The organism is Vibrio floridensis, from assembly GCF_021852965.1.
GTDB lineage: Bacteria > Pseudomonadota > Gammaproteobacteria > Enterobacterales > Vibrionaceae > Vibrio > Vibrio floridensis.
This window is the reverse complement of record NZ_JAKGCY010000008.1, coordinates 73,855-100,793: the sequence shown is the minus strand read 5'-3', so window position 1 is coordinate 100,793 and position 26,939 is coordinate 73,855. Positions and strand designations below refer to the sequence as shown.

Sequence of the window (26,939 nt, the reverse complement as noted above, 5' to 3'; positions counted from 1 at the left end):
ATCAGTGTTTGATAGTTTAGAAGAGCTCAGTATAATCCCGAAGTTAAAGTCATTACTTTTCGCTCGCGAATACCCGCTTGCAACAAGAGCAATTGAATAAAGTCAGGAAGCGTTAACGTTGATAGAAATCGCAGTTGATGAAGCTGATGTACTTCCAAATCCATGGAAGAAACAAAAGCACCAAATTATTGGCGCTGCTTTTTTTATGTTAGTTGTTGTTTTAATAGGCTCCATTTTGTATTCGACATTAAGTTGGATGTGGGATGATCAACGACTGCCTTTATCAAAAATTATTCTTGAGGGAGAGTTACAGTACGTCACCGCGAATGATGTGCAGCATGCCTTTGGCAGTATTGCTCACATAGGTACTTTTATGTCTCAGGACGTTTCGGTACTGCAAGAACGCGTGGAAGCCTTGCCTTGGGTTGCGCATGCCTCCATTCGCAAGCAATGGCCTGACACAGTAAAAGTCTTTATTACTGAGCACAAAGCCGCAGCAATTTGGAATGGAAATGCGTTACTTAATCAAGATGGAATGGTTTTTGACGGTGACGTCGCTCAGTTAAATGAAGAACGAGTAAAACTCTATGGTCCCGTTGCTACCGGAACGGAAGTACTGAAAAAGTACCAAGAAATGAATCCAGAATTTAGCCAACTGGGATTATCCATTTCGTCATTAGTCTTAAATGACCGACGGGCTTGGCAAATAATTTTGGACAATGGCATTCGCCTAGAGTTAGGCAAAGAGTCATTGGATGAGCGTGTAGCGAGATTTTTTTCGCTCTATCGCCAATTAGGCAGCAAAGCTGATAAAGTCAGCTATGTCGACCTCAGGTATGATACGGGAGCTGCCGTTGGTTGGTTCCCAGAGCAAGAGTCAGAAGAAGAGAGTACAGATGACTAAGACCGCCGATGACAACATTATTGTTGGTCTTGATATAGGCACTGCAACCGTATCCGCTCTGGTAGGTGAAATTCTGCCTGATGGTCAAATTAATATCATTGGTGCAGGCAGTAGCCCATCGCGTGGTATGGACAAAGGCGGCGTAAACGATCTTGAATCAGTAGTCAAATCCGTACAGAGAGCGATCGATCAAGCTGAAATGATGGCTGAGTGCCAAATCAGCAACGTATTTATTTCTTTGTCAGGAAAGCATATCGCCAGCCGAATCGAAAAGGGTATGGGTACCATTTCCGATGAAGAAGTCTCACAAGAAGATATGGATCGTGCTATACATACGGCTAAATCCATTAAAATCGGTGATGAACAACGAATCCTTCATGTGATTCCGCAAGAGTTCACCATCGATTATCAAGAAGGGATTAAAAATCCTCTTGGTTTATCTGGTGTGAGAATGGAAGTTAGCGTACATCTAATTTCCTGTCACAACGATATGGCGCGTAATATTATTAAAGCCGTTGAACGTTGTGGCTTAAAAGTGGAACAAATAGTTTTTTCTGGATTGGCAGCAAGTAACGCCGTCATTACGGAAGATGAACGAGAGCTAGGTGTGTGCGTGGTTGATATTGGCGCAGGCACAATGGACGTTGCAATCTGGACGGGTGGTGCACTTCGACATACCGAAGTGTTCTCTTATGCCGGTAATGCTGTCACTAGCGACATCGCTTTTGCCTTTGGTACACCCGTGAGTGATGCCGAAGAGATCAAAGTGAAATATGGCTGTGCTCTGAGTGAGCTAGTCAGCAAGGATGATACGGTTAACGTCCCAAGCGTTGGTGGGCGTCCTTCTCGTAGTTTGCAGCGTCAAACTTTGTCGGAAGTGATTGAACCGCGCTATTCAGAATTAATGGGATTAGTTAACCAAACTATTGAATCTGTTCAGATGAAGTTGCGAGAAGATGGTATTAAACATCATCTTGCAGCGGGTGTTGTCCTCACGGGAGGTGCAGCGCAAATTGAAGGTTTAGTAGAATGTGCGGAGCGAGTGTTCCGTAATCAAGTTCGCGTTGGTAAACCGCTTGAAGTGAGTGGTTTAACCGATTATGTAAAAGAGCCGTATCATTCCACGGCAGTTGGATTACTTCATTACGCACGCGATATGCGTTCGAGTGATGACAGTGACTACAACGAGCCCAAACGTTCGGCAGTCACTGGCTTGTTTGGCAAGCTGCGTAATTGGATACAAAAAGAGTTTTAACCTGAGAGTTGCAGGAAAAACGGAGATAACACATGTTTGAACCGATGATGGAAATGTCTGACGATGCTGTAATTAAAGTCGTTGGAGTGGGTGGCGGCGGCGGTAATGCTGTAGAACACATGGTGCGTGAATCCATCGAAGGCGTGGAGTTCATTAGCGTCAATACGGATGCACAAGCACTTCGTAAGACCAGTGTGGGCAACGTTATTCAGATTGGTGGCAATATCACTAAAGGCTTGGGTGCTGGTGCAAACCCACAAGTTGGTCGTGACGCAGCTCTTGAAGATAAAGAAAGAATTAAAGAATTGCTGATTGGTGCCGATATGGTATTTATCGCAGCTGGTATGGGCGGTGGTACTGGTACTGGTGCTGCACCCGTTATTGCAGAAGTTGCGAAAGAGCTAGGCATCCTAACGGTTGCAGTAGTAACCAAGCCATTCAGTTTTGAAGGAAAGAAGCGTTTAGCGTTTGCTGAGCAGGGTATCGATGAGCTTTCTAAGCACGTTGATTCATTGATCACCATTCCCAACGAAAAGCTGCTGAAAGTGCTTGGTCGCGGCATCACTTTGTTGGAAGCCTTTGCTAGCGCGAATGATGTACTAAAAAATGCAGTGCAAGGTATCGCCGAGCTAATTACTCGCCCTGGCATGATCAACGTGGACTTTGCGGACGTTCGTACAGTGATGTCTGAGATGGGTCACGCGATGATGGGTAGCGGTGTGGCAAAAGGCGAAGATCGTGCAGAAGAAGCGGCGGAAATGGCTATTTCTAGCCCACTTCTCGAAGATATCGACCTTGCAGGGGCTCGTGGTGTGCTGGTTAACATTACCGCCGGTCTAGACATGCGTCTAGATGAGTTTGAAACGGTGGGTAATACGGTTAAAGCGTTTGCTTCGGATAACGCAACTGTCGTCATCGGTACTTCACTTGATCCAGATATGGCGGACGAAATTCGAGTGACGGTGGTTGCGACAGGTATCGGTAACGATAAGAAGCCAGATATCACTTTAGTTTCTGGTGGTAAGGCCAAAGTGGCTCAACCTGCAACAGCGCCACAACCTGTTGTGGCTGCGAAAGTAGAGGAAAAACCGGCACAAACTTTGCAGGAAAGACCTCAGGTTACTCCGCAGTCATCGGCGTCAGTTTCCTCTTCTTCTGCGTCAGGCAGCCAGAATACGGCACCTAAGCCAGAAAAAGAGAGTGGCTACTTGGATATTCCAGCGTTTTTACGTCGTCAGGCTGATTAATAGACAGGCACAAATTTGACACTGTTCAAAATTGTGGTAGCATTCACGGTCGGCGTTGTAGACGACCGTGATTTGTAGCACTTCTGAGAGGCAAGCAGATGATCAGACAACGAACTCTGAAAGAAATTGTGAAAACAACTGGTGTGGGTCTCCACTCTGGTCGTAAAGTCACATTAACTCTTCGCCCAGCAGCTGCAAATACTGGCATCATTTATCGCCGTACCGACTTAACTCCAGCGGTTGATTTTCCTGCTGATCCCGCGTCTGTTCGTGACACTATGCTGTGTACAGCGTTAGTAAATGATGCAGGTGTTCGTATCTCGACGGTTGAACATTTGAATGCAGCACTCGCAGGTATGGGTATCGATAACATCATCATTGAAGTTGATGCGCCTGAAATTCCAATTATGGATGGCAGCGCAAGTCCATTTGTTTACTTGCTTCAGCAAGCAGGCATTGAGACACAAAATGCAGCGAAGCGTTTTATCCGTATTAAGAAACCAGTTCGTTTTGAAGACGGTGACAAGTGGGCTGAATTTGTACCATTTAATGGTTTCCGTATGGATTTTGAAATCGAGTTTAACCACCCTGCAATCGATTCTGATGAGCAGCGTCTGTTGTTCGATTTCTCAACGCAAGGTTTTGTTCGTGAAATCTCTCGTGCACGTACCTTTGGCTTTATGCGTGACATTGAATACCTGCAATCACAAAATCTCGTTCTAGGTGGTAGTTTTGACAACGCGATTGTGTTGGATGATTACCGTATTCTTAACGAAGAGGGCCTTCGTTTTGAAAATGAGTTTGTGACTCACAAGGTATTGGATGCGATTGGTGATCTCTACATGTGTGGTCATGCAATCATTGGTGAGTTCCGCGCATACAAATCTGGCCATGGTTTGAATAATCAGTTGCTACGTGCCGTTTTAGCCGATCAAGAAGCTTGGGAATGGACAACGTTCGAAGAAGAAGTTGGTTCTCCAGTTGCCTTTGCCGAACCAAACATGGTTCTCGCTTAAAAATGAATACAAGAAAAAGCCAGACGATAGTCTGGCTTTTTTGTATCTGCTGCTGTTGGCTCGATAATACCAAACCGCTATGGTTTCTTTTTCTCTGCCATGGCGGCGATACGCTCCAAGCGTGCTTTCACTTTTGGAGGAGCGATGTCGGCAATCATTGTTAGCGCTTTAGCGGCATTTTCCGAGATCTGAGGTCGTTTCTTGTGATCTTTGGGATCTTTATCGCGATAAAGCCCTGGATTGATTCGAACTTCAATACCCATCAGTTTTGCAAAACCTTTTGCGCGTAACGCATTTAAGATCGTCAATCGTTCATAATCAATCTTCATTTTAATCGCCGCGCTGGCGACATCGAGGATCAAACATCCCTGACGTAAATTTGCCGCACGGCAATGTTGCGCCGTCCCTTTTGGTAACAACTCCGCCAACATTTTGTTCAAAGCAAGGATCTCACTCGCGTGATCTTGAATTTTTTGCAGTGAGCTATTGTCGATAAGCTCTTGCGTTGAAGTGGGACGATGATCGCGCATATGAACAACTCAAAAAACATCTGTATATGCATTCTAAGTTACCACGTAAGTCCGCTTCAAGTTGCTTTGGAGTTATTTCACTGGTGAATCCATCGCCAATAACAATAAAAACTTCAAAGCGCTTCAAACAAATGGGGTTTGTGATGGTTGTCTTAAAGAAAAATCCTTACACTAGGCGACATTATTTGCCACCTTAGCCTTGAAAAAATAGCTCGTCAGTACAATATCTGAGTTACATGATTTATCTCAGTATCCTTAGTTTAAAACTGGTAGAGACTGAAGGCATTTATCGTAGGCCGAAAATGGTCTAACAAAGAGAGATTCATAAAAATGATAACTAAGCTACTGACAAAGGTGATTGGTAGTCGCAACGATCGCACACTGCGCCGCCTTAGAAAGATTGTTAAAGAGATTAACAACTACGAGCCGACCTTTGAGGCTCTCTCAGATGAACAATTAAAAGCAAAAACCGTTGAGTTCCGTCAACGCCTAGAGCAGGGCGAAACGCTTGACCAACTATTACCTGAAGCATTTGCTACTGTTCGTGAAGCGTCAAAGCGTGTCTACGGTATGCGTCATTTCGACGTTCAGTTGATTGGTGGTATGGTTCTCAATGCAGGCCAAATCGCTGAAATGCGTACGGGTGAAGGTAAAACTTTAACCGCAACTCTTCCTGCTTACCTTAATGCATTAGCAGGCAAAGGTGTTCACATTGTTACCGTCAATGATTACCTAGCGAAGCGCGATGCAGAGACCAACCGCCCTCTATTTGAGTTTCTTGGAATGACCGTAGGCATTAACGTGCCAAACATGCCACATCCAGCGAAAAAAGAAGCGTACCAAGCGGATATTCTATACGGGACCAACAACGAGTTTGGTTTTGATTACCTACGCGACAACATGGCTTTTCGTAATGAAGATCGTGTACAGCGTGAGCGTTTCTTTGCCGTCGTCGATGAGGTGGACTCGATCCTGATCGATGAAGCGCGTACACCACTTATCATTTCTGGCCCTGCTGAAGACAGCTCTGAGCTTTACACGCGTATCAATGCGCTGATTCCTTTATTGCAGAAGCAAGATAAAGAAGATTCTGAAGAGTATCGTGGTGACGGCCACTACACTGTCGATGAAAAATCGAAGCAAGTGCATCTAACGGAAACAGGCCAAGAGTTTGTGGAAGAATTGATGGTGAAAAATGGCCTAATGGAAGAGGGAGATACATTGTACTCTCCAACCAACATCAGCCTTCTGCATCACGTTAACGCGGCATTACGTGCGCATGTCCTGTTTGAGAAGAACGTAGACTACATCGTAAACGAAGACGGTGAAGTGGTGATCGTTGACGAACACACTGGCCGTACTATGCCGGGTCGTCGGTGGTCTGAAGGTCTTCACCAAGCGGTTGAAGCGAAAGAAGGCGTTAAGATTCAAAACGAAAACCAGACCTTGGCTTCGATTACATTCCAGAACTACTTCCGTTTGTATGAAAAACTGTCTGGTATGACGGGTACAGCGGACACCGAAGCGTTCGAATTCCAATCGATTTACGGTCTTGAGACAGTGGTTATCCCAACCAACAAACCAATGATCCGTAACGACATGCCAGATGTTGTTTATCGTACTGAAGCAGAAAAATTTGCTGCCATTATTGAAGACATCAAAGCGCGTGTAGAAAAAGGTCAGCCTGTACTTGTGGGTACGGTTTCTATCGAAAAATCCGAGCTGCTTTCGAATGCACTGAAGAAAGCGAAAATTAAACACAATGTTCTAAATGCTAAGTTCCACGAAAAAGAAGCGGAAATTGTTGCAGAAGCCGGTAAACCGGGTGCGGTGACCATCGCAACCAACATGGCTGGTCGTGGTACGGACATCGTGCTAGGTGGTAGTTGGCAAGCGAAAGTTGAATCGATGGCTAACCCAACGCAAGAACAGATTGATGAAATCAAAGCGGAGTGGAAGCTGGTTCACGATCAAGTGCTTGAGTCGGGCGGTCTACACATTATTGGTACTGAGCGTCACGAATCTCGCCGTATCGATAACCAGCTGCGCGGTCGTTCAGGTCGTCAGGGTGATGCCGGTTCGTCTCGTTTCTACCTTTCTATGGAAGATTCACTACTGCGTATCTTTACTTCGGATCGTATGGCGGCATTGATTCAAAGTGGCATGGAAGAAGGGGAAGCGATCGAATCTAAGATGCTTTCTCGCTCTATCGAAAAAGCGCAACGCAAAGTGGAAGGACGTAACTTTGATATTCGTAAGCAGCTACTTGAGTACGATGACGTGGCGAACGATCAGCGTAAAGTAGTTTACGAGCTGCGTGATGAGCTGATGAGTGTTGATGACATCAGCGATATGATCGAACACAATCGCGTTGATGTGCTTCAAGGTGTCATCGATGAATACATTCCACCTCAATCACTGGAAGACATGTGGGATCTTGAAGGGCTGCAAGAGCGTCTGAAGAACGATTTCGATATCCATGCTCCAGTGAAGCAGTGGTTGGAAGAAGACGACAAGCTTTACGAAGAAGCGTTACGTGAAAAAGTCATTGATACTGCGGTTGAAGTTTACAAAGCGAAAGAAGAAGTGGTTGGTGCACAAGTGCTGCGTAACTTCGAAAAATCCGTGATGTTACAAACGTTGGATACATTGTGGAAAGAGCACTTGGCGGCGATGGATCACTTGCGTCAAGGTATCCATCTGCGTGGTTATGCACAAAAGAACCCGAAACAGGAATACAAGCGTGAGTCGTTTGAGCTGTTTGAAGGCTTGCTTGAAACATTGAAATCCGATGTTGTGATGATTTTGTCAAAAGTTCGTGTGCAGCAACAAGAAGAAGTCGAGCGTATGGAAGCTCAACGTCGTGCTCAAGCAGAAGAGGCTGCTCGCCGCGCTCAAGCTCAACATGCTTCAGCTCAAAGCCAACTTGCCGATGACTCTGCTGAAGGGCATCATCAACCTATGGTTCGTGAAGAGCGAAAAGTGGGTCGTAATGAGCCTTGTCCGTGTGGTAGCGGTAAAAAGTATAAACAGTGCCACGGTCAAATTAACTAACACGCTGTATTTAAAGTACAAAATGATTCGAGAGTCGCTTAGGCGACTCTTTTTTTAAGGAAAAGGCGATGAAGCGCATTCATATCGTAGCGGCGATTATTTTTAATCGTGATAAGTCAGAGATCTTCATTACGAAAAGACCTGAAGATAAGCACAAAGGTGGCTTTTGGGAGTTTCCTGGAGGCAAAGTCGAAGAGGGTGAAAGCATAGAGCAAGCCATGGTACGTGAACTCGAAGAAGAAATCGGTATTACGGCGACTCAACAGCAGCTGTTTGAGCATTTAGAGTACGATTACCCAGATAAATCTCTCAAGTTTGACTTTATCACAGTGACGGATTTTAACGGTCAGCCTTATGGAAGAGAAGGACAGCAGGGAGAGTGGGTGGCGATTGCGGAACTGAGCCGTTACCCGTTTCCAGAAGCGAACGTACCAATTCTCGAAAGAGTGCTAAAAGAGTTTGCTTGAGATCTGGTCTCGCTTTGCAATAGTTGATAGTTTAAGAGCCTATTTGATCGATTTGCCCGTTTGGCAGATCCAGAAACACGGAGAAAAATGCAATGGTAAGAATTGCAGTGGCAGGAGCGGCGGGTCGTATGGGTCGCAATTTGGTTAAAGCAGCACATCACAATCCGGCGGCCAAGGTTGCTGCTGGCTCAGAGCGTCCAGAATCATCACTGGTTGGTGTCGATCTTGGTGAACTATGCGGTGAAGGTAAATTTGACGTTGTGGTTTGCGATGATTTAGCCAAACAAATTGATCAATTTGACGTAATTATTGATTTTACCGCTCCAGCAAGCACTTTGAACAATCTGGCGCTTTGCCAACAATATGGCAAGAGTATTGTGATTGGTACCACTGGCTTTACCGAAGAGCAACGTGAGCAGATCGATCTGGTCGCGCAACAGGTACCTGTGGTCATGGCGCCAAATTACTCTGTGGGTGTGAATCTTGTTTTCAAGCTGCTTGAAAAGGCGGCTAAAGTGATGGGCGACTACTGTGACATCGAAATTGTGGAAGCGCATCACCGCCACAAAGTGGATGCTCCATCGGGTACTGCAATTGGTATGGGTGAGGCGATTGCTGGTGCCATGGGTAATAAACTCAGTGATGTTGCCGTCTATGCTCGTGAAGGGATCACTGGAGAGCGAACCAAGGACGAAATTGGTTTCGCGACCATTCGAGCGGGGGATATTGTTGGCGAGCATACCGCGATGTTTGCTGATATTGGTGAGCGTGTAGAAATTACCCACAAGGCAACAGACCGTATGACTTTTGCTAATGGTGCCGTCAAAGCTGCAGTGTGGCTGCACGAAAAACCTGCCGGGTTTTATACGATGACAGATGTCCTTGGTCTTAACGACCTGTAAATAAATAATTATGCGCCAGCCAATGCTGGCGCTTCTTTTATCTGCTCTACTTTTCCTTAAAGTTTGCTCAAAGCTCTTGTCTTCTTAGCGTTAAGTTAATGTATTATTTCTTGTTGTTTGGCTTTGTTTTGCTCTGAAGTGCCAGAAAGTAAGTGTAATGGAAACTCGCGCAACGTTTGCTTTTTGGTGTAAATAAAAAATGTGATCTAGGTTTGCTTGGTTTTTGCTCGTTTCATAAAATTTTCATGAATTGGGTGGTTGAGGCTGAATAAAGTTATACTTTTGGGGCTGTTTTGCTGTTTTTTACCCTAGATGCTCTAAAGTGATATTTTGTTAGATGCGAAATGTTGACATGTATCAAGAGTGTCTTTAGAATACCGCCAATTTGTCTGAATTCCCCAAAATCACACTTTTCTGGTGATAGATAGGGCAGATTTGCAGTTTAATTTATTTTTTATGCATTTTTATTCTGGAGGTTGTCTTGAGTAAATCAGCACTGTTAGTCCTGGAAGATGGGACAGTGTTCCGCGGAGTGTCCATCGGCGCAGATGGTATTTCCGTTGGAGAAGTCGTTTTCAATACCTCGATGACGGGGTATCAAGAAATCCTCACTGATCCTTCTTATTCCCAGCAAATCGTTACTCTTACTTACCCTCACATTGGCAATACCGGAACCACTTCCGAAGACGAAGAATCCTCTTCCATTCATGCTCAAGGCCTTGTGATTCGCGATCTCCCTCTTATCGCTTCTAACTTCCGTAGTGAACAATCTCTTTCTGATTACCTCAAATCGCAAAACATTGTCGGCATTGCTGATATTGATACGCGTAAACTCACTCGTATTCTGCGTGAGAAAGGTGCCCAGAATGGTTGTATCGTTGCAGGTAACAACCTAGATGAAGCTTTGGCACTGGCGAAAGCAAAAGAATTCCCAGGTTTAAAAGGAATGGATCTTGCGAAAGAGGTTACAACAAAAGAAGCGTATCAATGGAAACAAGGTTCGTGGACGCTTGAGGGTGGACTTCCAGAAGCGAAAGATGACAGCGAATTGCCATATCACGTTGTTGCCTACGATTTCGGCGCAAAACGCAACATCTTACGAATGTTGGTTGACCGCGGCTGCCGCTTAACGGTCGTGCCAGCAGAAACGTCGGCAGAAGACGTTCTGGCGCTAAACCCAGATGGTGTTTTCCTGTCAAACGGCCCTGGTGACCCGGCACCTTGTACTTATGCGATTGAAGCAACCAAAGTGTTCCTAGAAAAAGGCCTACCAGTATTTGGTATCTGTCTTGGCCACCAAATTCTCGCGTTGGCGTCTGGTGCAAAAACGGTGAAGATGAAGTTTGGTCACCACGGTGCAAACCATCCTGTAAAAGATTTAGACCGCAATGTGGTGATGATTACTTCGCAAAACCACGGTTTTGCCGCTGATGAAGCAACTCTACCAGATAACCTACGTGCTACTCACGTATCGCTCTTTGATGGCTCTTTGCAGGGAATTCACCGCACAGACAAGCCAGCATTCAGCTTCCAAGGTCACCCAGAAGCGAGCCCAGGTCCACACGACGCAGCTCCGCTATTTGACCATTTCATCGAACTGATTAAACAACACAGCGCTTAATTTGGAGTAGTAGACAATGCCAAAACGTACTGACATTCAAAGCATTCTTATCCTAGGTGCTGGTCCAATTGTTATCGGTCAGGCTTGTGAGTTTGACTACTCAGGCGCACAAGCATGTAAAGCGCTACGTGAAGAAGGTTACCGAGTTATCCTAGTAAACTCGAACCCAGCGACCATCATGACAGACCCAGATATGGCGGATGCGACCTACATCGAGCCAATTCAATGGGAAGTGGTACGCAAGATTATCGAAAAAGAGCGTCCAGATGCGGTTCTACCAACCATGGGTGGTCAGACGGCTCTAAACTGTGCGCTTGCGCTTGAAAAGCACGGTGTGCTAGCGGAATTTGGCGTAGAAATGATCGGTGCAACTGCTGATGCCATCGATAAAGCGGAAGACCGTTCGCGTTTCGACAAAGCGATGAAATCTATCGGCCTAGAGTGTCCTCGTGCTGATACGGCGAAGACCATGGAAGAAGCGTACAAAGTGCTCGATATGGTTGGCTTCCCATGTATCATCCGCCCGTCATTCACCATGGGTGGTACGGGTGGTGGTATCGCGTACAACAAAGAAGAGTTCGAAGAAATCTGTCGCCGTGGTCTTGACCTGTCGCCAACCAATGAACTGCTGATCGATGAATCTTTGATCGGTTGGAAAGAGTACGAAATGGAAGTGGTTCGCGACAAAGCGGACAACTGTATCATCGTATGTTCAATCGAAAACTTCGACCCAATGGGCATCCACACCGGTGACTCTATCACTGTGGCACCGGCTCAAACGCTGACAGATAAAGAATACCAACTGATGCGTAATGCGTCGCTAGCGGTACTTCGTGAAATCGGTGTAGAGACCGGTGGTTCAAACGTGCAGTTTGGTATCAACCCGAAAGATGGCCGTATGGTTATCATCGAGATGAACCCACGTGTATCGCGCTCTTCTGCTTTGGCTTCAAAAGCGACAGGTTTCCCTATTGCGAAGATTGCAGCGAAACTAGCCGTTGGCTTCACGCTTGATGAGCTACAAAACGACATCACTGGTGGTGCGACGCCAGCATCATTTGAACCGACCATCGACTACGTAGTGACTAAGATTCCTCGTTTTAACTTCGAGAAATTTGCCGGTGCTAACGACCGTTTGACGACGCAAATGAAGTCAGTTGGTGAAGTGATGGCCATTGGCCGTAACCAACAAGAATCACTGCACAAAGCGCTGCGCGGTCTAGAAGTGGGCGCGACTGGTTTTGATGAGATGGTTGATCTTGATTCACCAGATGCACTGACCAAAATTCGCCACGAGCTGAAAGAAGCGGGCGCTGAGCGTATTTGGTACATTGCAGATGCATTCCGTGCGGGTATGTCAGTTGATGGTGTGTTTAATCTAACTAACGTTGATCGCTGGTTCTTGGTTCAAATCGAAGAGATTGTGAAGCTGGAAGAGCAAGTGAAAGCGGGTGGTTTTGCTGGTTTGACTCAAGATGTGCTTCGTCAAATGAAGCGTAAAGGTTTCTCCGACGCTCGCCTATCAAAACTACTCGGCGTGGCTGAAAGTGAAATCCGTCGTCTACGTGATCAATTCGACATCCACCCTGTATACAAGCGTGTTGATACCTGTGCGGCAGAATTCTCATCGGATACGGCTTACATGTACTCATCTTATGATGACGAGTGTGAAGCAAACCCAACCGATAAAGAAAAGATCATGGTTCTGGGCGGTGGTCCAAACCGTATCGGTCAAGGTATTGAATTTGACTACTGCTGTGTACACGCTTCGCTCGCGCTACGCGAAGATGGTTACGAGACCATCATGGTGAACTGTAACCCAGAAACCGTATCAACCGACTACGACACTTCAGACCGTCTCTACTTTGAACCGGTTACTCTAGAAGATGTGTTGGCGATTGCTCGCGTTGAAAAGCCAAAAGGCGTGATCGTGCAGTACGGTGGTCAAACGCCACTGAAATTGGCGCGTGCGCTAGAAGCGGCAGGCGTACCCATTATCGGTACTAGCCCAGATGCCATCGACCGTGCGGAAGACCGTGAGCGTTTCCAACAAGCGGTTGATCGCTTAGGCCTGCTACAGCCAGATAACGCAACCGTGACCACCATGGAGCAAGCGGTTGAGAAATCGCGTGAAATTGGCTTCCCATTGGTCGTTCGTCCATCTTATGTACTGGGTGGCCGCGCGATGGAGATCGTTTATGACGAGCAAGACCTACGTCGCTACTTCAACGAAGCGGTTAGCGTGTCGAACGAATCGCCGGTTCTACTGGATCGCTTCCTAGACGATGCAATTGAAGTCGATATCGACGCTATCTGTGACGGTGAGCGCGTGGTGATTGGCGGTATCATGGAGCACATCGAGCAAGCAGGTGTTCACTCAGGTGACTCTGCATGTTCACTGCCTGCTTACACGTTAAGCCAAGAAATCCAAGACAAGATGCGTGAGCAAGTCGAAAAGCTGGCATTTGAGTTGGGTGTTCGTGGTCTGATGAACACGCAGTTTGCTGTAAAAGATAACGAAGTGTACCTCATCGAAGTGAACCCTCGTGCTGCACGTACCGTTCCATTCGTATCGAAAGCGACCGGTGCACCATTGGCTAAAATCGCTGCACGTGTTATGGCTGGTCAGTCTCTGGAATCGCAAGGTTTCACCAAAGAGATTATTCCTCCTTACTACTCGGTAAAAGAAGTGGTTCTGCCATTTAACAAGTTCCCTGGCGTTGACCCACTATTGGGCCCTGAAATGCGCTCAACGGGTGAAGTGATGGGTGTAGGTGCAACTTTTGCTGAAGCGTATGCGAAAGCAGAACTGGGTTGTGGCAATGTGTATCCTGAAGGTGGTCGTGCGCTGCTTTCGGTACGCGAAGGCGACAAGCAACGTGTGGTTGACCTAGCGTCTAAACTACTGAAACTAGGCTACAAGCTGGATGCGACACACGGCACGGCAGTGATCTTAGGTGAAGCGGGCATCAACCCACGCCTAGTAAACAAAGTGCACGAAGGTCGTCCTCACATTCTTGACCGCATTAAGAACAACGAATACACCTACATCGTGAACACGGCGGCTGGTCGTCAAGCGATTGAAGATTCGAAAGTTCTACGCCGTGGCGCACTTGCAGAGAAAGTGAACTACACCACGACACTTAACGCGGCATTTGCAACCTGTATGTCTCATACGGCGGACGCGAAAGCAAGCGTGACGTCGGTTCAGGAACTACACGCGCAAGTGCAAGCGAGTTTGAAAGCGTAATAATCAGTAAGCCCTGAGTTCATAACTATAACGGCTTATATGACAACCTCATTGCCCGCTCATTTGAGCGGGCTTTTTTTTGTTTAAATTCGGTTAGTGGTTCTACTTATTGAAATTTTTAATTTGTCTTCGATGAGCTCTACGGTTTAGAGCTAGTTCATGGTAGAAGCTTATGAAACATTTGTAGGACGGTGTGTTCATCAAATAAAGTGCGAGAACTGGGAAAACGGAAGCTATTATCCAGAACAGATCTCCTATTTTTGATTCTGAAATACCAAACCATACCGCAATGAAAAGCTGTATCGTGGCATTAACAATATTGATTGGATTTAGGTGCTTCAAACCATGAATAATGATCATTCCATATGGAATCGTTACCAAAAGAGCGCCAAGTCCCATCATCACTACCCATAAGTAGAATGGGCCGTAGGTAGTAGAAATATCGACGAGTTGATCCAGAAAGAATATGTTTAGTCCACCCCCTATTGTTAAAAGCATTATCGTACTTAAAGCTATGACAATGCTTTTAGCGGATAGAATGAATACTTCTTTTTCCTGACTACTCAACGGAAAGCTCCTCGTAGATACCTACAGCAATAGCCCCGACGTTACCGGAGGTTGCGCTGCCCACGAAACTGATAGTTGCACCTATGGCATCTTTTAGTTGATAGGATTAAGCCCATATTTTCTGTTTTCTTCAAAACATTAAAATATTCTTGAGAGTGATCTCAATTGGAAATGTAACTGATATGTTTGATGCATTATGTTTACCCTTTTCCTAACTAATGAATTTTAGGAATGGATTACTGTCTTGGGTTTCCTTTTTACCTCGCTAGTTTTGATGCTACCGTCTTGTTCTTTACTCTTCCTCTTTGAAAAGGATGCTTGAATTGGACATAACGATTGAGGTGTTGGCAGCACTGTTCTTTGTTGCTTCTGTGGCTGGCTTTATTGATGCCATGGCGGGTGGTGGTGGACTGCTCACTCTTCCTGCGTTGTTGGCTTCAGGGTTGAGCCCAACACAAGCATTGGCGACCAATAAGTTGCAAAGCTCATTCGGCAGTTTCTCAGCCAGCTTATATTTTGTCCGTAATGGCATCGTCAGTTTAAAAGAGATGAAAGTCGCCATCGCATGCACCTTTATTGGAGCGGCCATCGGGGCAGAGCTTGTTCAAGTGATTGATGCCAGCGTGCTAACCAGCTTGATTCCCGTGCTGCTAATCGCGATTTCTCTCTATTTTTTACTCGCGCCGCCCACCCGCAATACAGGGGGACAGCCAAAGTTATCCGAGGCGATGTTTGCACTGTCGGTCGGTGGTGGTGTTGGTTTCTATGATGGTTTTTTTGGCCCGGGAACGGGATCGATCTTTACCGTTTGTTTTGTTGTGCTTGGACAGTTTTCCCTCGTTGAAGCCACTGCGCGAACCAAAGTGCTCAATTTTACCTCTAACATCGCGGCATTACTGTTTTTTGTGCTGGCGGGATTGCCAGTCTGGAAAGTGGGCTTAGTGATGGCTGTGGGGGGCTTTATTGGTGCGCGCTTGGGAGCAAAAGTGGTGGTGACCAAAGGACACAAATGGATCCGTCCTCTGGTCATTGTGATGTCGATGGCAATGGCCTCTAAACTACTTTGGCAACAGCATCAGCAATGGTTGTTATCACTGTTTTAACTCGGCTGTTTTGATGGCTTTTGGCTCGACAACATATCGTCACCGGACGAGTGAGATGACTAAGCTCGTCAAAGTGATAGCAATACTGTGGCTCTATTCGTAATGCGTTAATCACGGATTTCGGCACTAGGGCGGGTGCCATTCCACCCACAGCGAGCTGGGCTGACGCGGTGTAAGAGTCCATTTGCATCAAGGGCGTCACACCCACCGCTGACAATGCAGCCAGTTGATAGGTATTGGCGGGATTGTTGAGGTCATTGGTTATGATTGCTTTTGGTAGCTCAGTTAGTGGGTACTTACTAATGATGCTAAAAGATTCATCAAAGAGGTGAAAGGTCATTAGCCCATGATTTGGCGGTAAATAGCCGGCGCAAAATCCGAGTGTGGCTTTGCCTGACTGAACGTGTTCCACAATCCTAGGTGTGTGGTTGGTGGTCAAGGAAAGGTGACGATCCTGCTGGTACAGTGCTTCCATCGCATTGTTCAAATAACCCGCCAGTAGCGTTTCTGAACAATCGATTTTAATCAATGCATTATCTTCGATAAGTTGCTGATCGTAGATCTGCCCGCGCAGCTCATTAAAACTTGGTTCAATGCTCTTTATTAAGGCTTGAGCGTCAGCGGTTAAACGAATATGACGTCCATCAGGCTCAATCAGTTTCTTCCCAAGCTTTTTCTCAAGATTCGCAATGCGTTTACTGACAGCAGATTGACTAATATAGAGCTGACTGCCGGTGCGACTCATGGTCTTTTCTTTATGCAGAACCAATAAGGTTTCAATGCCTTCGAGTAACATAATGATTGATGACGAGTGGGAATAGGTAGTTCACTTTAGCGAGTAAGGACTCGGCTGCCAAGGCGAAAGCAAGTGAGGCGTGACGTTGGCCGATAAAGTCGGCCAACAACCACTACTTATTGAGGGCAAAGGTTGGGAGAGACAAATGCCAGCGAATGGCGCCCAAGCGGATGATCAAGGTCGAAAACACTCCTGCCAATAAGGCTGTAGAGTGATCATAGCCAAGGCTTAGGGCTGATGTGTGGAATATCCCACCAACAAGACAGGCAGTCGCATACACTTCACTTCGCAGCACCATTGGAATCTCACGCGCCAACACATCGCGAATGATCCCGCCACCACAGCCGGTAATGACGCCCATGATCACCGCGACCATCGCTGAATCTTGATAGGCGAGGGCTTTCTCGACGCCGATCCCAACAAATACCGCCAAGCCAATGGCATCGCAGACGGGTAATATCCACCACGCCAAGCGCTTAGGTCGTCGCACAACGAGCATTGTCAACAGACAGGTAACGATGATAACCCAAAGATAGGTGGTGTCCTTGATCCAAAAGACGGGGGTTGCGCCCAAGGCCATATCGCGAATAGTGCCACCACCAATAGCGGTCACGCTGCCTAATACAACCACACCAAAAGGATCCATCTTTAACCGTCCAGCCAAGAGAACGCCGGAAACAGCAAAAACAGCGGTGCCAAATAAATCGATAAAATACAGCAGCATGGAGTCCATGTTACTTAATGCCTTAAAATGTGAGGGAACAGAAAATGGGGGCAAATTGTACGAAATTTTCCAGCCAAACGTTAGCGTTTTTGCTCGATGCTGGCAAAGTGCTCACAGACTTGTTCAATCGCCAGTAAGGTGCGAGGGGTTGGTCGGTTTAACCAATCTGAATTGAGCTGCCAAAAATGCGCATTTTTTAATGCAGGAATCTCCTCAACCCAAGGACTCCACATGCCGTTATTTTGAATCGCGTGAGGAGAAACAAACATGGCTTGGGGTCTTTTTAGAATCACCTGCTCAATACTGACTTGAGGATAAGGCGCTGATGCGCCATCAAACACATTCTCACCGCCACAAAAACGAAAGACCTCTGTCGGCCAGTTTTGGCCAGCAACGGTGATGATCGGCGTGTCGCTGAGTTGGTAGAAGTAGCGGGTTTTAGGGAGATTTTGGTACTTTGCTCTTAGCGCTTCGAGATGAGTTCGGTAATCTTGAGCATTGTTTAGGCCGATTTGCGGATCGTCACTGTATTGACTGAGTTGTTCAATGTTATCGCCAATATCTTTAAGTGATTTGGTTTGTGAGTAATAGATCTTAAAGCCAAACTGCTCGAGTTTTTCTAGCTCTTTTGCAGGGTTACCCGCCGGCCATGCGATGATCAAATCCGGTTTTAAGGTGATGATTTTCTCTAAGTTAATCCCCTTGTAGTTGGAGACTTTCTCTAACGTTTTGGCTGCCTCTGGATAGTCGCTCATCTCACTAACGGCAATCAGTTTATCCCCAAGCCCTGCTGCGTACGCGATCTCGGTGGCGTGTGGTGCCAAGCTGATGACGCGTTCAATGGGGGCTGCTTGTAAACCGACCGAAAACAGTAGAAGAAGTGAAGAGAGAGTTTTCATCATATCCCTTGATAAATAAGCCCCATAAATAGGCTCTGAAGCAAAATCCAAACTAGGATCCTACGTGCTAATAAATGTTGTAGCTGATCAATATGCAAAGCGGAAGGCGCAATGCGTCCACCAATTTTGGCTCTTTCGGCTCTTTTACCTTGATAAATCGCTGGCCCACCCAAAGAGAGTTGCAGCTTGTTGCCTACGGCACACAGTAACCAAGCCGGACCAGGCAATGGCCAAGAAGCGGCTTGTTGACGCATGCCTTGCCATGTTTGACCTGCGTGTTGACCAAGCAGGATCATAACGGCAAATAAACGCAGAGGAATAAAATCCAGTACCGCGGCAAGTCGTACGGCTGCCATGCCAAATGGCGCATAGTTAGCACGACTTGGCGACCAAGCTCTTGCCAGTTCAACTGTGAGGCGATACATCAACGCTCCGATGCCGCCTGAAAGTGCGAACCAAAAGAGAACGCCAACCACATTTCTCCCATACCCCATAATCAAGGTTTCAGCGGCGGCTTTGCCGATCCCAAGCTGGGAGAGTGCGTTGGTTTCTCGATTGAGGTAGGAGGCCAATAGGCTTCTTGCAGCAGGTTTATCTTCATTGGCCATGGCACGAATCAACGCTTTGGCGAGGCTCTCGTTACTGCGCCAATCTAGCGCCAACAACAGCAACGCAAGTTCAAATAGCTGCGGTTGCCAAACCAAGGGTTTTAAAGCAAACAGGACCGCTAAACAAGGAAACAGCATCAACAATAACGCTAAATTGCCTGAGATGAGGCTTTGTTGATAGCTTTGTTGGGTATTGACTTTATCTGCCAACAGCTCGGCAAATTTGTGCCAGAGTGTGACGGGATGAGAGGAGCGTGGAATCGGGATAATGAGATGGAACAGTAACGCTCCCCATAGAATGAGGAGCGCGCCGTTGGCATAGAGTTGATCAAACAGCTCTGTCATAGATAGGGCGATTACTTCAGCAGTTCCAACATTTTGAAGACCATTTCTGACGAGCTCTTGGCTGCCAAAGGTAAGAACTCTTCAAAGCTCATTGGTGATTCTTTGTCTGCCACATCTGAAATTGCACGCACGACAACAAACGGCACTTTGAACTGGTGACAAGTTTGTGCAATTGCAGACGCTTCCATTTCAACCGCAATCACGGATGGGAAGTGTTGACGGATAAAGGCTTGACGCTCAGCGGTACAAACGAATGCATCACCAGTACAGATGAGACCACGAACCGCGTGCTGTCCGTCCATTTGTTCTAACGCTTTTTCAGCCAAGTTCATCAATTTTTCATCAGCGAGGAAAGCGGCTGGTTGACCTGCCATTTGGCCCATTTCATAACCAAATGCCGTCACGTCAGCATCGTGATGACGGACTTCAGTCGAAATGACCACATCACCAAGATTTAAGCTGGAATCAAAACCACCGGCAGAACCGGTGTTGAGGACCATATCAGGTTGATATTCATCGAGAAGGATAGTGGTGCCAATCGCGGCAGCAACTTTACCAATGCCGGATTGCAGTAGCACAACCTCAACACCATTGATTTGACCTGAATAGAAGGTGCAACCTGCTTTATTTACGGTTTGTGCGTTGGTCATTGCTTCTTTAAGGATGGCCACTTCTTGTTGCATGGCACCGATAATACCGACTTTCATATCAATCTCTTCATTTTTAAACAAACATAGAATTGGCGAGAGTATAGCAAAGCTCTGTCACAATAAGTACTTTCGCTTGTTGTTTACCCTTTGCCTTTACTCAATGAAACCCGCCTCAGTCAGTAAGCTTCTTAATTGCTCTGCACGCTTGCGATTGACGCCAAGATCGGAGTAACCAACGCGAGACTCTGAACGGACGAGTAATTGGCCATCGACGATTTTGAGTTCGAGATCATCAACAAAGCGAAACAGTCGCGAAGTGCATTCTACTCTTAAGTAGTGTTCCGTTTTATCCGCCACTTTTGCTCCTGGGAGCTCAAGGGCAACTTGCTCTATTTGATCTAAGGTGGCGTTGGCCGTGAGCTTAAAAGGGTCGAGTTGGAAACTCGCGCGCTCATCTTGTGTGGAAACACAGTTGGGTTTATTGCCACAAGGCTGAGAAGTTCGATCGGTCATTGTGTAAGCTCCATTGCTGCAAGCGGTCAGGGCTAAGGTGGCGCAAATCGTTAAAATGAGTTTTTTCATCCTGTACACCGACTGTTTTCCAAAGGGAATTATCCGCAGATCTTAAACATTAAGTCTAAAAGAAAAAAGGTTGGTGAGCGATCACCAACCTCTCATAACACACCGATAGATATTAGAGTTCGAGATAATCTAATATGCCTTCCGCGGCTTTACGGCCTTCATCAATCGCCGTCACCACCAAATCGGAACCACGCACCGCGTCACCACCGGCAAAAATCTTCTCATTGCTGGTTTGGAATTGGTAAGTCTGTTTCGCAGCAGCTTTGATGCGACCCCATTGGTCGAGATCAACCCCATAGGGTTCCAACCAACTCATTTGATGGGGTTGGAAACCAAAGGCCATGATCACCACATCGGCAGGTAACACATGCTCACTGCCTGCCACAGGTTCGGGGCGACGGCGGCCTGCCTCATCAGGTTCACCTAACGCAGTCTGCACCACTTTCACGCCCGTTACTTGCCCGCGAGTGTCCACTTCAATCGACAGAGGTTGCAGGTTAAACATAAAGTTCACCCCTTCCTCTTTGGCGTTTTTCACTTCACGACGTGAGCCTGGCATGTTCTCTTCATCGCGACGATAGGCACAAACGACATTGGCAGCGCCTTGGCGGATAGAAGTGCGAACACAGTCCATCGCGGTATCACCACCACCAAGCACAACAACATTTTTGCCCGCCATATCGATGAAAGGCTGGTCGTGTTCAAGGCCCATCACTTTGTAGGTGTTGGAAATCAAAAACGGCAGGGCGTCATAAACGCCGGAGGCATCCTCATTCTCCAAACCAGCACGCATGTATTTGTAGGTGCCGACGCCAAGGAACACGGCATCATACTCTTCCAGCAATTCTTGCATCTGCACATCTTTACCGACTTCGACGTTCATGCGGAACTCAACACCCATTTCGCTGAAAATGCGGCGGCGATTTTCCATCACCCCTTTTTCCAGTTTGAAAGAAGGAATACCAAACGTCAGTAGCCCACCGATCTCTGGGTAGCGGTCGAAGACAACGGGTTTGACCCCATTGCGCACCAAAATATCGGCAGCCGCGAGACCTGCAGGGCCCGCTCCAATGATGGCCACTTTCTTATCTGTCCATTCGACTTTGGACATGTCTGGCTTCCAGCCCATCTCAAAGGCTTTGTCGGTGATGTATTTTTCAATATTACCGATGGTGACGGCACCAAAGTCGTCATTTAATGTGCAAGAGCCTTCACACAGTCGGTCTTGAGGGCAAACACGACCACACACTTCCGGCAAGCTGTTGGTCTGATGTGAAAGCTCGACCGCTTCTAAAATTCGTCCTTCATTGGCCAGTTTTAGCCACTGAGGGATGTAGTTGTGTACCGGGCACTTCCATTCACAATACGGGTTACCACAATCTAAACAGCGATCCGCCTGAGCGGTCGCTTGCTGTTTGGTAAAGGGTTCGTAGATTTCGACGAACTCGATCTTGCGAATCTGCAGCGGCTTCTTAGCAGGATCGACACGTTGAACATCGATAAACTGGTATACATTCTGGCTCATGTTCATATCCTCCTTGAATTACTGGGCCTGCACGCGAAGTTCTGCCGCACTGCGGCTTTGGTGGCCAAGCAGGGTGTTAAGATCCGCTGCTTTCGGTTTCACCAAGTAGAACTTCGGTATCCATGCGTCAAAGTTGGCCAGAATATCTTCGGCGTGAACGGAGCCGGTCTCTTCAAGATGCTCGGCGATCAAACCGCGTAGATGTTCTTGGTGGATATAGAGATCAGAAAGCGAAATCGCTTCAACCGACTCACTGTTAACACGGCCTTGGAAATCTTCATTCTCATCCAGAACGTAAGCAAAGCCACCCGTCATCCCTGCGCCGAAGTTAACCCCAGTCGCGCCAAGAATGGCCACGATGCCGCCGGTCATGTATTCACAAGCGTTGTCGCCCGCGCCTTCAATCACGGTGATGGTGCCGGAGTTACGTACACCAAAGCGTTCACCCGCCTTACCAGCAGCGAACAGTTTGCCGCCTGTTGCACCATAGAGACAGGTGTTGCCGATAATGGTCGCATCGTTACAACGGAAGGCAGTGCCTAAGTGCGGTTTGATGACAATCTTACCGCCTGCCATGCCTTTGCCGACGTAGTCATTCGCATCACCAGTGAGATAAAGCTCGACGCCGCCTGCGTTCCACACACCAAAAGATTGACCAGCGGTACCATCGAGATAGAGTTTAATGGGCGATGCTGCCATACCTTGGTTGCCATAACGCTTGGCGATTTCACCGGAAAGGCGTGCGCCAATCGAACGATCGGTATTGATCACGTTGTAGAAGAAGTTGGCAGATTGACGGTTTTCAACCGCATCAAGCGCGTCTTCAATGATCTTCTGATTCAGTACCGCTTTATCAAACGGTGCATTGGGCTCTGTCCAGAACAGAGGTAGATTCTGTGGCGACACCGGTGCTTCAAGAATGCCTGACAGATCAAGCTTGGACTGCTTAGCGGTCATGCCTTGCACCACTTCGAGCAGATCGGTGCGGCCAATCAAGTCGGTGAGTTTTTCAACGCCCAGTTCAGCAAGCAAGCCTCGCACTTCATCAGCCAAACCGATAAAGTAGTTCATCACCATTTCTGGCAAGCCTTTGAAATATTCTTTACGCAGAGTTTCGTCTTGCGTTGCTACACCGGTCGCGCAGTTGTTGAGGTGACAGATACGCAGGAACTTACAACCCATTGCCACCATTGGTGCCGTACCAAAGCCAAAGCTCTCGGCACCTAGAATCGCCCCTTTCACCACATCCAAGCCCGTTTTCAACCCGCCATCCACTTGAAGACGAATTTTATGACGCAGGCCATTGGCCACTAAGGCTTGCTGCGTTTCAGCTAGGCCCAGTTCCCATGGACTGCCGGCGTATTTTACTGACGTCAGTGGGCTGGCCGCAGTACCGCCATCATAGCCAGAGATGGTGATGAGATCGGCATAGGCTTTGGCAACGCCGGTGGCGATGGTGCCGACGCCTGGCTCAGACACCAGTTTGACGGAAACCAACGCTTTCGGGTTGACCTGTTTCAAGTCAAAAATCAATTGCGCTAAGTCTTCAATCGAATAGATGTCGTGATGCGGTGGTGGCGAGATAAGTGTCACGCCTTGCACGGAATAACGCAGCTTAGCAATCTCGGCAGTGACTTTGTGGCCAGGTAACTGACCGCCTTCGCCTGGTTTTGCACCTTGAGCGACTTTGATTTGCAGTACATCAGCGTTGGTGAGGTAGTGCGGCGTGACGCCAAAACGGCCAGAGGCAACTTGCTTAATGCGCGAGTTGCGCTCGGTGCCAAAGCGACGTGGATCTTCGCCCCCCTCGCCTGAGTTGGAGTAACCGCCCAAACGGTTCATGGCGGTTGCCAACGCTTCATGTGCTTCCGGGCTTAATGCACCAATGGACATCGCCGCAGAATCAAAGCGCTTAAACAGTTCGGTACTGGGTTCAATTTTTTCTAACGCAAGTGGCTGGTCCGCTTTTTTCAGTTGCATTAAATCGCGCAGCATGGCGACAGGGCGTTGATTCACTTGTTGAGCGAACTGCTGATAATCACCGCTTTCTCCCGATTTCACCGCTTTTTGCAACGTGCCAACAACATCAGGGTTGTAGGCGTGGTACTCTCCACCATGCACGTATTTGAGTAAGCCGCCGTGTTCGATCGACTTACGTTTTGCCCATGCCTTGCGAGAGAGGTTAAAGAGATCTTGTTGGAAGTCCGCAAACCCGGCACCTTCAATGCGGGTTGTCACGCCTTTAAAGCACAACTCCACTACATCACGGCTCAAACCAACCGCTTCAAAAAGTTGAGAACAGCGGTAAGAAGCAACGGTGGAGATGCCCATCTTCGACATGATCTTATACAGACCTTTATTGATGCCGTATTGATAGTTTTGCATTACCTCGCGATAGCTTTTTTCGAGTGCGCCATCGTCGATCAATTTCCCTAGCACTTCATAGGCAAGGTAGGGGTAGACTGCGGTTGCACCAAAGCCGAGTAATACGGCAAATTGATGAGGGTCACGTGCGGTCGCCGTTTCCACCACGATGTTGGCATCGCAACGCAAGTTGGCGTTGACGAGACGAGTTTGCACCGCACCCACAGCCATGGCTGCTGGGATTGGCAGTTTACCCGCCACTAAAGGGCGGTCAGAAAGCACAATCAAAACCGTGCCATCACGGACAACTTGCTCTGCTTGATCGCAGAGATCCAATATCGCTTGCTTGAGATCTTTTTCACTTGGATCGTAGTTGATGTCCAAAATGGTGTTGCGATAGTGGTCATCGCTCAGCTCAAGTAGTTGCTGCATATCGGAATAGAGCAGCACCGGAGAACCGAATGTCACGCGGTGAGCGTGCCCGTCTGTTTCGCAAAAGACGTTCATCTCTTGGCCGATGCTGGTGGCCAATGACATGACGTGCTGTTCGCGCAATGGATCAATCGGTGGGTTGGTGACCTGAGCAAATTTCTGGCGGAAGTAATCCGTTACGAGTCGCTCTTTTGAAGACAAAACGGCCATCGGGGTGTCATCGCCCATAGAGCCGACGGCTTCTTGCGCCATATCACCCAACACGCGCAGTACTTGATCGACTTCTTCATTGCTCATCGCAAACTGCTTTTGATAGGTTTTTAGTGTGTCACTATCAAAGCTGCGTTCACCCACTTGATCTTCAGGTAGTTCAGAAAATGGTGTAAGGCGGCGAACGTTGTTGTCCATCCATTCGCGGTAAGGGTGACGGCTTTTAAGATCGTTGTCGATCTCACTCGATTGCCATAACTTGCCTTTACGGGTATCTATCACCAACAGCTCGCCGGGACCAACGCGACCTTTCTCCGCCACTTCATCCGGTGCGTAATCCCAAATGCCCACTTCTGAGGCTAGGGTGATCAATTTGTCTTTGGTGATCACATAGCGAGCTGGGCGTAGGCCGTTGCGGTCGAGGTTACAGGCGGCGTAGCGCCCATCAGAAAGTACGATGCCAGCAGGGCCATCCCAAGGTTCCATGTGTTTGGAGTTGAAATCGTAGAAGGCACGTAGGTCAGGATCCATATCTGGGTGGTTTTGCCACGCAGGCGGCACCAACATGCGCATGGCACGGAAGATATCCATACCACCAGCAAGGAAGAGATCCAGCATATTGTCTAAGCTGGAGGAGTCCGAGCCCGTTTCGTTAACAAATGGCGCAGCGCTTTGCAGATCAGGCAGAAGTGGTGATGCAAATTTATAGCCACGAGCGCGAGCCCATTGGCGGTTGCCTTCGATGGTATTTATTTCACCATTGTGTGCTAAGTAGCGGAACGGTTGAGCGAGCGGCCAACGTGGTTGAGTGTTGGTTGAGAAACGTTGATGGAACAAACAGATAGCCGATTCCATCCGCAGATCCGCGAGATCCAAATAGAAACGCGGCAGATCCGCTGGCATACACAAGCCTTTATAGACAATCACTTGTGTTGATAAGCTACAAACGTAGAAATCTCTATCGTCAGTGATCTGTTTTTCAATACGGCGGCGAGCAATATACAAGCGTCGTTCGATATCTCGCTCACGCCAGCCCGCGGGAGCAGAAATGAACACTTGTTGAATATCGGGTAAAGAATCCGCGGCAATGGGACCAAGTACCGCTGGATTGGTTGGCACTTTGCGCCAACCTGCGACCGTGAGTGTCTCTTTGGCGAGTTCTTTGTTGATGATATCGCGAGCGGTTTGCGCCTTAACGGGATCTTGACTGAAGAAGATCATACCGATGGCGTATTGTTTCGCTAAATTGAAGCCTTTTTCTTTGGCTATCAAGCGTAGATATGAGTCGGGTTTTTGAAGTAATAGCCCACAACCGTCGCCGGTTTTTCCATCGGCAGCGATACCGCCGCGGTGGGTCATGCGATCGAGTGCTGAAATCGCGGTACGGACCAGTTTATGGCTTGGCTCACCTTCCATGTGTGCGATAAGACCGAAACCACAGTTGTCCTTCTCTAAACTTGGATCATAAAGAGCCATTGCAATTCTCCCTTTGCTTCTCTGCCTTCCAGACAGAAATACCAACACAATTTATGTTGGTATGTATGACTAACTATGCGTTCTAATTATTTGTATTCGTATGTTTATGCAATAAAAACGTTCTAAATTCTTAACAATAAATGAGGCTTTATGTTGCACTGACTTCACAACGTATAGGTTATTATGAAAAAGGTCAAGTTGTTAGTGAATAATCACGCCAATATGCGATTTACCACGTAATGGTCTAAATAAGAGTATTAAATTCAAGTGGATAGATTTCTTGTTGTTACAAGTTTGCAACATGCTGAGGGTGTTTAGTAAAAAAAAGACCAGCATAAAATGCTGGTCAAAAGAAAAAGTTTGGAAGGATTGGATTATCTTTTCTCACTCGAACAGATGGGAGACCTGTCCG

Annotated in this window: 20 protein-coding genes; 10 read left to right on the top strand and 10 right to left on the bottom strand. The window is 47.4% G+C overall.

Going from position 1 to position 26,939, the window contains the following annotated elements; all coding sequences use genetic code 11:
* The first annotated feature begins 118 nt into the window (after window positions 1-118).
* The 4 genes from LZU85_RS13480 to lpxC all read left to right on the top strand — a co-directional run bounded on the left by LZU85_RS13480 (window position 119) and on the right by lpxC (window position 4,422).
* Window positions 119-904, top strand: a complete 786-nt coding sequence (locus tag LZU85_RS13480; RefSeq protein ID WP_237287263.1) for a cell division protein FtsQ/DivIB — start codon at window positions 119-121, stop codon at window positions 902-904.
* Entirely contained in the window at window positions 897-2,159 is a 1,263-nt protein-coding gene (ftsA, locus tag LZU85_RS13475; protein WP_011078660.1) for a cell division protein FtsA, read from the top strand. Before LZU85_RS13480 ends, ftsA begins: the two co-directional genes overlap by 8 nt.
* Before the next feature lie 32 nt (window positions 2,160-2,191).
* Complete coding sequence (gene ftsZ / locus LZU85_RS13470; protein ID WP_176298444.1) at window positions 2,192-3,406, top strand: cell division protein FtsZ; 1,215 nt, start codon at window positions 2,192-2,194, stop codon at window positions 3,404-3,406.
* Between the two features lie 98 nt (window positions 3,407-3,504).
* Window positions 3,505-4,422 carry a UDP-3-O-acyl-N-acetylglucosamine deacetylase gene (lpxC, locus tag LZU85_RS13465; protein ID WP_017421303.1) on the top strand — a complete coding sequence of 306 codons (918 nt, stop codon included), beginning with the start codon at window positions 3,505-3,507 and terminating at the stop codon, window positions 4,420-4,422.
* A gap of 77 nt (window positions 4,423-4,499) precedes the next feature.
* Here the strand turns inward: lpxC and LZU85_RS13460 are convergent, their stop codons facing one another.
* Window positions 4,500-4,952 (bottom strand): DUF721 domain-containing protein, encoded by a 453-nt coding sequence (locus tag LZU85_RS13460; protein ID WP_237287262.1) that lies wholly within the window; start codon window positions 4,950-4,952, stop codon window positions 4,500-4,502.
* 330 nt (window positions 4,953-5,282) lie between these two features.
* On the opposite strand from LZU85_RS13460, the gene secA reads away from it, so the two are divergent.
* From secA to carB, 5 genes are all read left to right on the top strand, one after another.
* Complete coding sequence (gene secA, locus LZU85_RS13455; protein ID WP_176298446.1) at window positions 5,283-8,006, top strand: preprotein translocase subunit SecA; 2,724 nt, start codon at window positions 5,283-5,285, stop codon at window positions 8,004-8,006.
* A 68-nt stretch (window positions 8,007-8,074) separates the two neighbouring features.
* Window positions 8,075-8,473 carry an 8-oxo-dGTP diphosphatase MutT gene (mutT, locus tag LZU85_RS13450; protein ID WP_176298447.1) on the top strand — a complete coding sequence of 133 codons (399 nt, stop codon included), beginning with the start codon at window positions 8,075-8,077 and terminating at the stop codon, window positions 8,471-8,473.
* A gap of 92 nt (window positions 8,474-8,565) precedes the next feature.
* A complete protein-coding gene (gene dapB / locus LZU85_RS13445) occupies window positions 8,566-9,375 on the top strand; it encodes a 4-hydroxy-tetrahydrodipicolinate reductase (protein WP_013572424.1) in 810 nt (269 codons plus the stop codon).
* A gap of 481 nt (window positions 9,376-9,856) precedes the next feature.
* Window positions 9,857-10,996, top strand: coding sequence for a glutamine-hydrolyzing carbamoyl-phosphate synthase small subunit (gene carA / locus LZU85_RS13440; RefSeq protein ID WP_011149509.1), 1,140 nt, complete (start codon window positions 9,857-9,859; stop codon window positions 10,994-10,996).
* Window positions 10,997-11,012: 16 nt separating this feature from the next.
* Complete coding sequence (carB, locus tag LZU85_RS13435) at window positions 11,013-14,246, top strand: carbamoyl-phosphate synthase large subunit (RefSeq protein ID WP_237287261.1); 3,234 nt, start codon at window positions 11,013-11,015, stop codon at window positions 14,244-14,246.
* Between the two features lie 102 nt (window positions 14,247-14,348).
* Here carB and LZU85_RS13430 read toward each other — a convergent pair whose 3' ends face one another.
* Complete coding sequence (locus tag LZU85_RS13430) at window positions 14,349-14,813, bottom strand: hypothetical protein (RefSeq protein WP_225485685.1); 465 nt, start codon at window positions 14,811-14,813, stop codon at window positions 14,349-14,351.
* 323 nt (window positions 14,814-15,136) lie between these two features.
* On the opposite strand from LZU85_RS13430, the gene LZU85_RS13425 reads away from it, so the two are divergent.
* The gene (locus LZU85_RS13425) at window positions 15,137-15,916 is read left to right on the top strand and encodes a TSUP family transporter (protein ID WP_206635380.1); all 780 of its coding nucleotides are present in this window, start codon (window positions 15,137-15,139) and stop codon (window positions 15,914-15,916) included.
* On the opposite strand, the gene LZU85_RS13420 is transcribed toward LZU85_RS13425, so the two are convergent.
* The 8 genes from LZU85_RS13420 to gltB all read right to left on the bottom strand — a co-directional run bounded on the left by LZU85_RS13420 (window position 15,867) and on the right by gltB (window position 26,527).
* A complete protein-coding gene (locus tag LZU85_RS13420) occupies window positions 15,867-16,712 on the bottom strand; it encodes a LysR family transcriptional regulator (protein WP_011078649.1) in 846 nt (281 codons plus the stop codon). The two genes, LZU85_RS13425 and LZU85_RS13420, sit on opposite strands and share 50 nt — an antisense overlap.
* Window positions 16,713-16,824: 112 nt before the next feature.
* Window positions 16,825-17,445 carry a TRIC cation channel family protein gene (locus LZU85_RS13415; protein ID WP_011078648.1) on the bottom strand — a complete coding sequence of 207 codons (621 nt, stop codon included), beginning with the start codon at window positions 17,443-17,445 and terminating at the stop codon, window positions 16,825-16,827.
* Between the two features lie 71 nt (window positions 17,446-17,516).
* Window positions 17,517-18,338, bottom strand: coding sequence for a vitamin B12 ABC transporter substrate-binding protein BtuF (gene btuF / locus LZU85_RS13410; RefSeq protein WP_176298449.1), 822 nt, complete (start codon window positions 18,336-18,338; stop codon window positions 17,517-17,519).
* Window positions 18,335-19,288, bottom strand: coding sequence for a cobalamin biosynthesis family protein (locus tag LZU85_RS13405; protein ID WP_176298450.1), 954 nt, complete (start codon window positions 19,286-19,288; stop codon window positions 18,335-18,337). Before LZU85_RS13405 ends, btuF begins: the two co-directional genes overlap by 4 nt.
* Before the next feature lie 11 nt (window positions 19,289-19,299).
* Window positions 19,300-19,995: a 5'-methylthioadenosine/S-adenosylhomocysteine nucleosidase gene (gene mtnN, locus LZU85_RS13400; RefSeq protein ID WP_011149517.1), complete on the bottom strand. Its 696-nt coding sequence runs from the start codon at window positions 19,993-19,995 to the stop codon at window positions 19,300-19,302.
* Between the two features lie 96 nt (window positions 19,996-20,091).
* Window positions 20,092-20,520 (bottom strand): DUF1499 domain-containing protein, encoded by a 429-nt coding sequence (locus LZU85_RS13395; RefSeq protein WP_225484168.1) that lies wholly within the window; start codon window positions 20,518-20,520, stop codon window positions 20,092-20,094.
* 112 nt (window positions 20,521-20,632) lie between these two features.
* Window positions 20,633-22,045, bottom strand: coding sequence for an FAD-dependent oxidoreductase (locus LZU85_RS13390; protein ID WP_237287260.1), 1,413 nt, complete (start codon window positions 22,043-22,045; stop codon window positions 20,633-20,635).
* An 18-nt stretch (window positions 22,046-22,063) separates the two neighbouring features.
* A complete protein-coding gene (gltB, locus tag LZU85_RS13385; protein ID WP_237287259.1) occupies window positions 22,064-26,527 on the bottom strand; it encodes a glutamate synthase large subunit in 4,464 nt (1,487 codons plus the stop codon).
* Window positions 26,528-26,939: the final 412 nt, after the last annotated feature.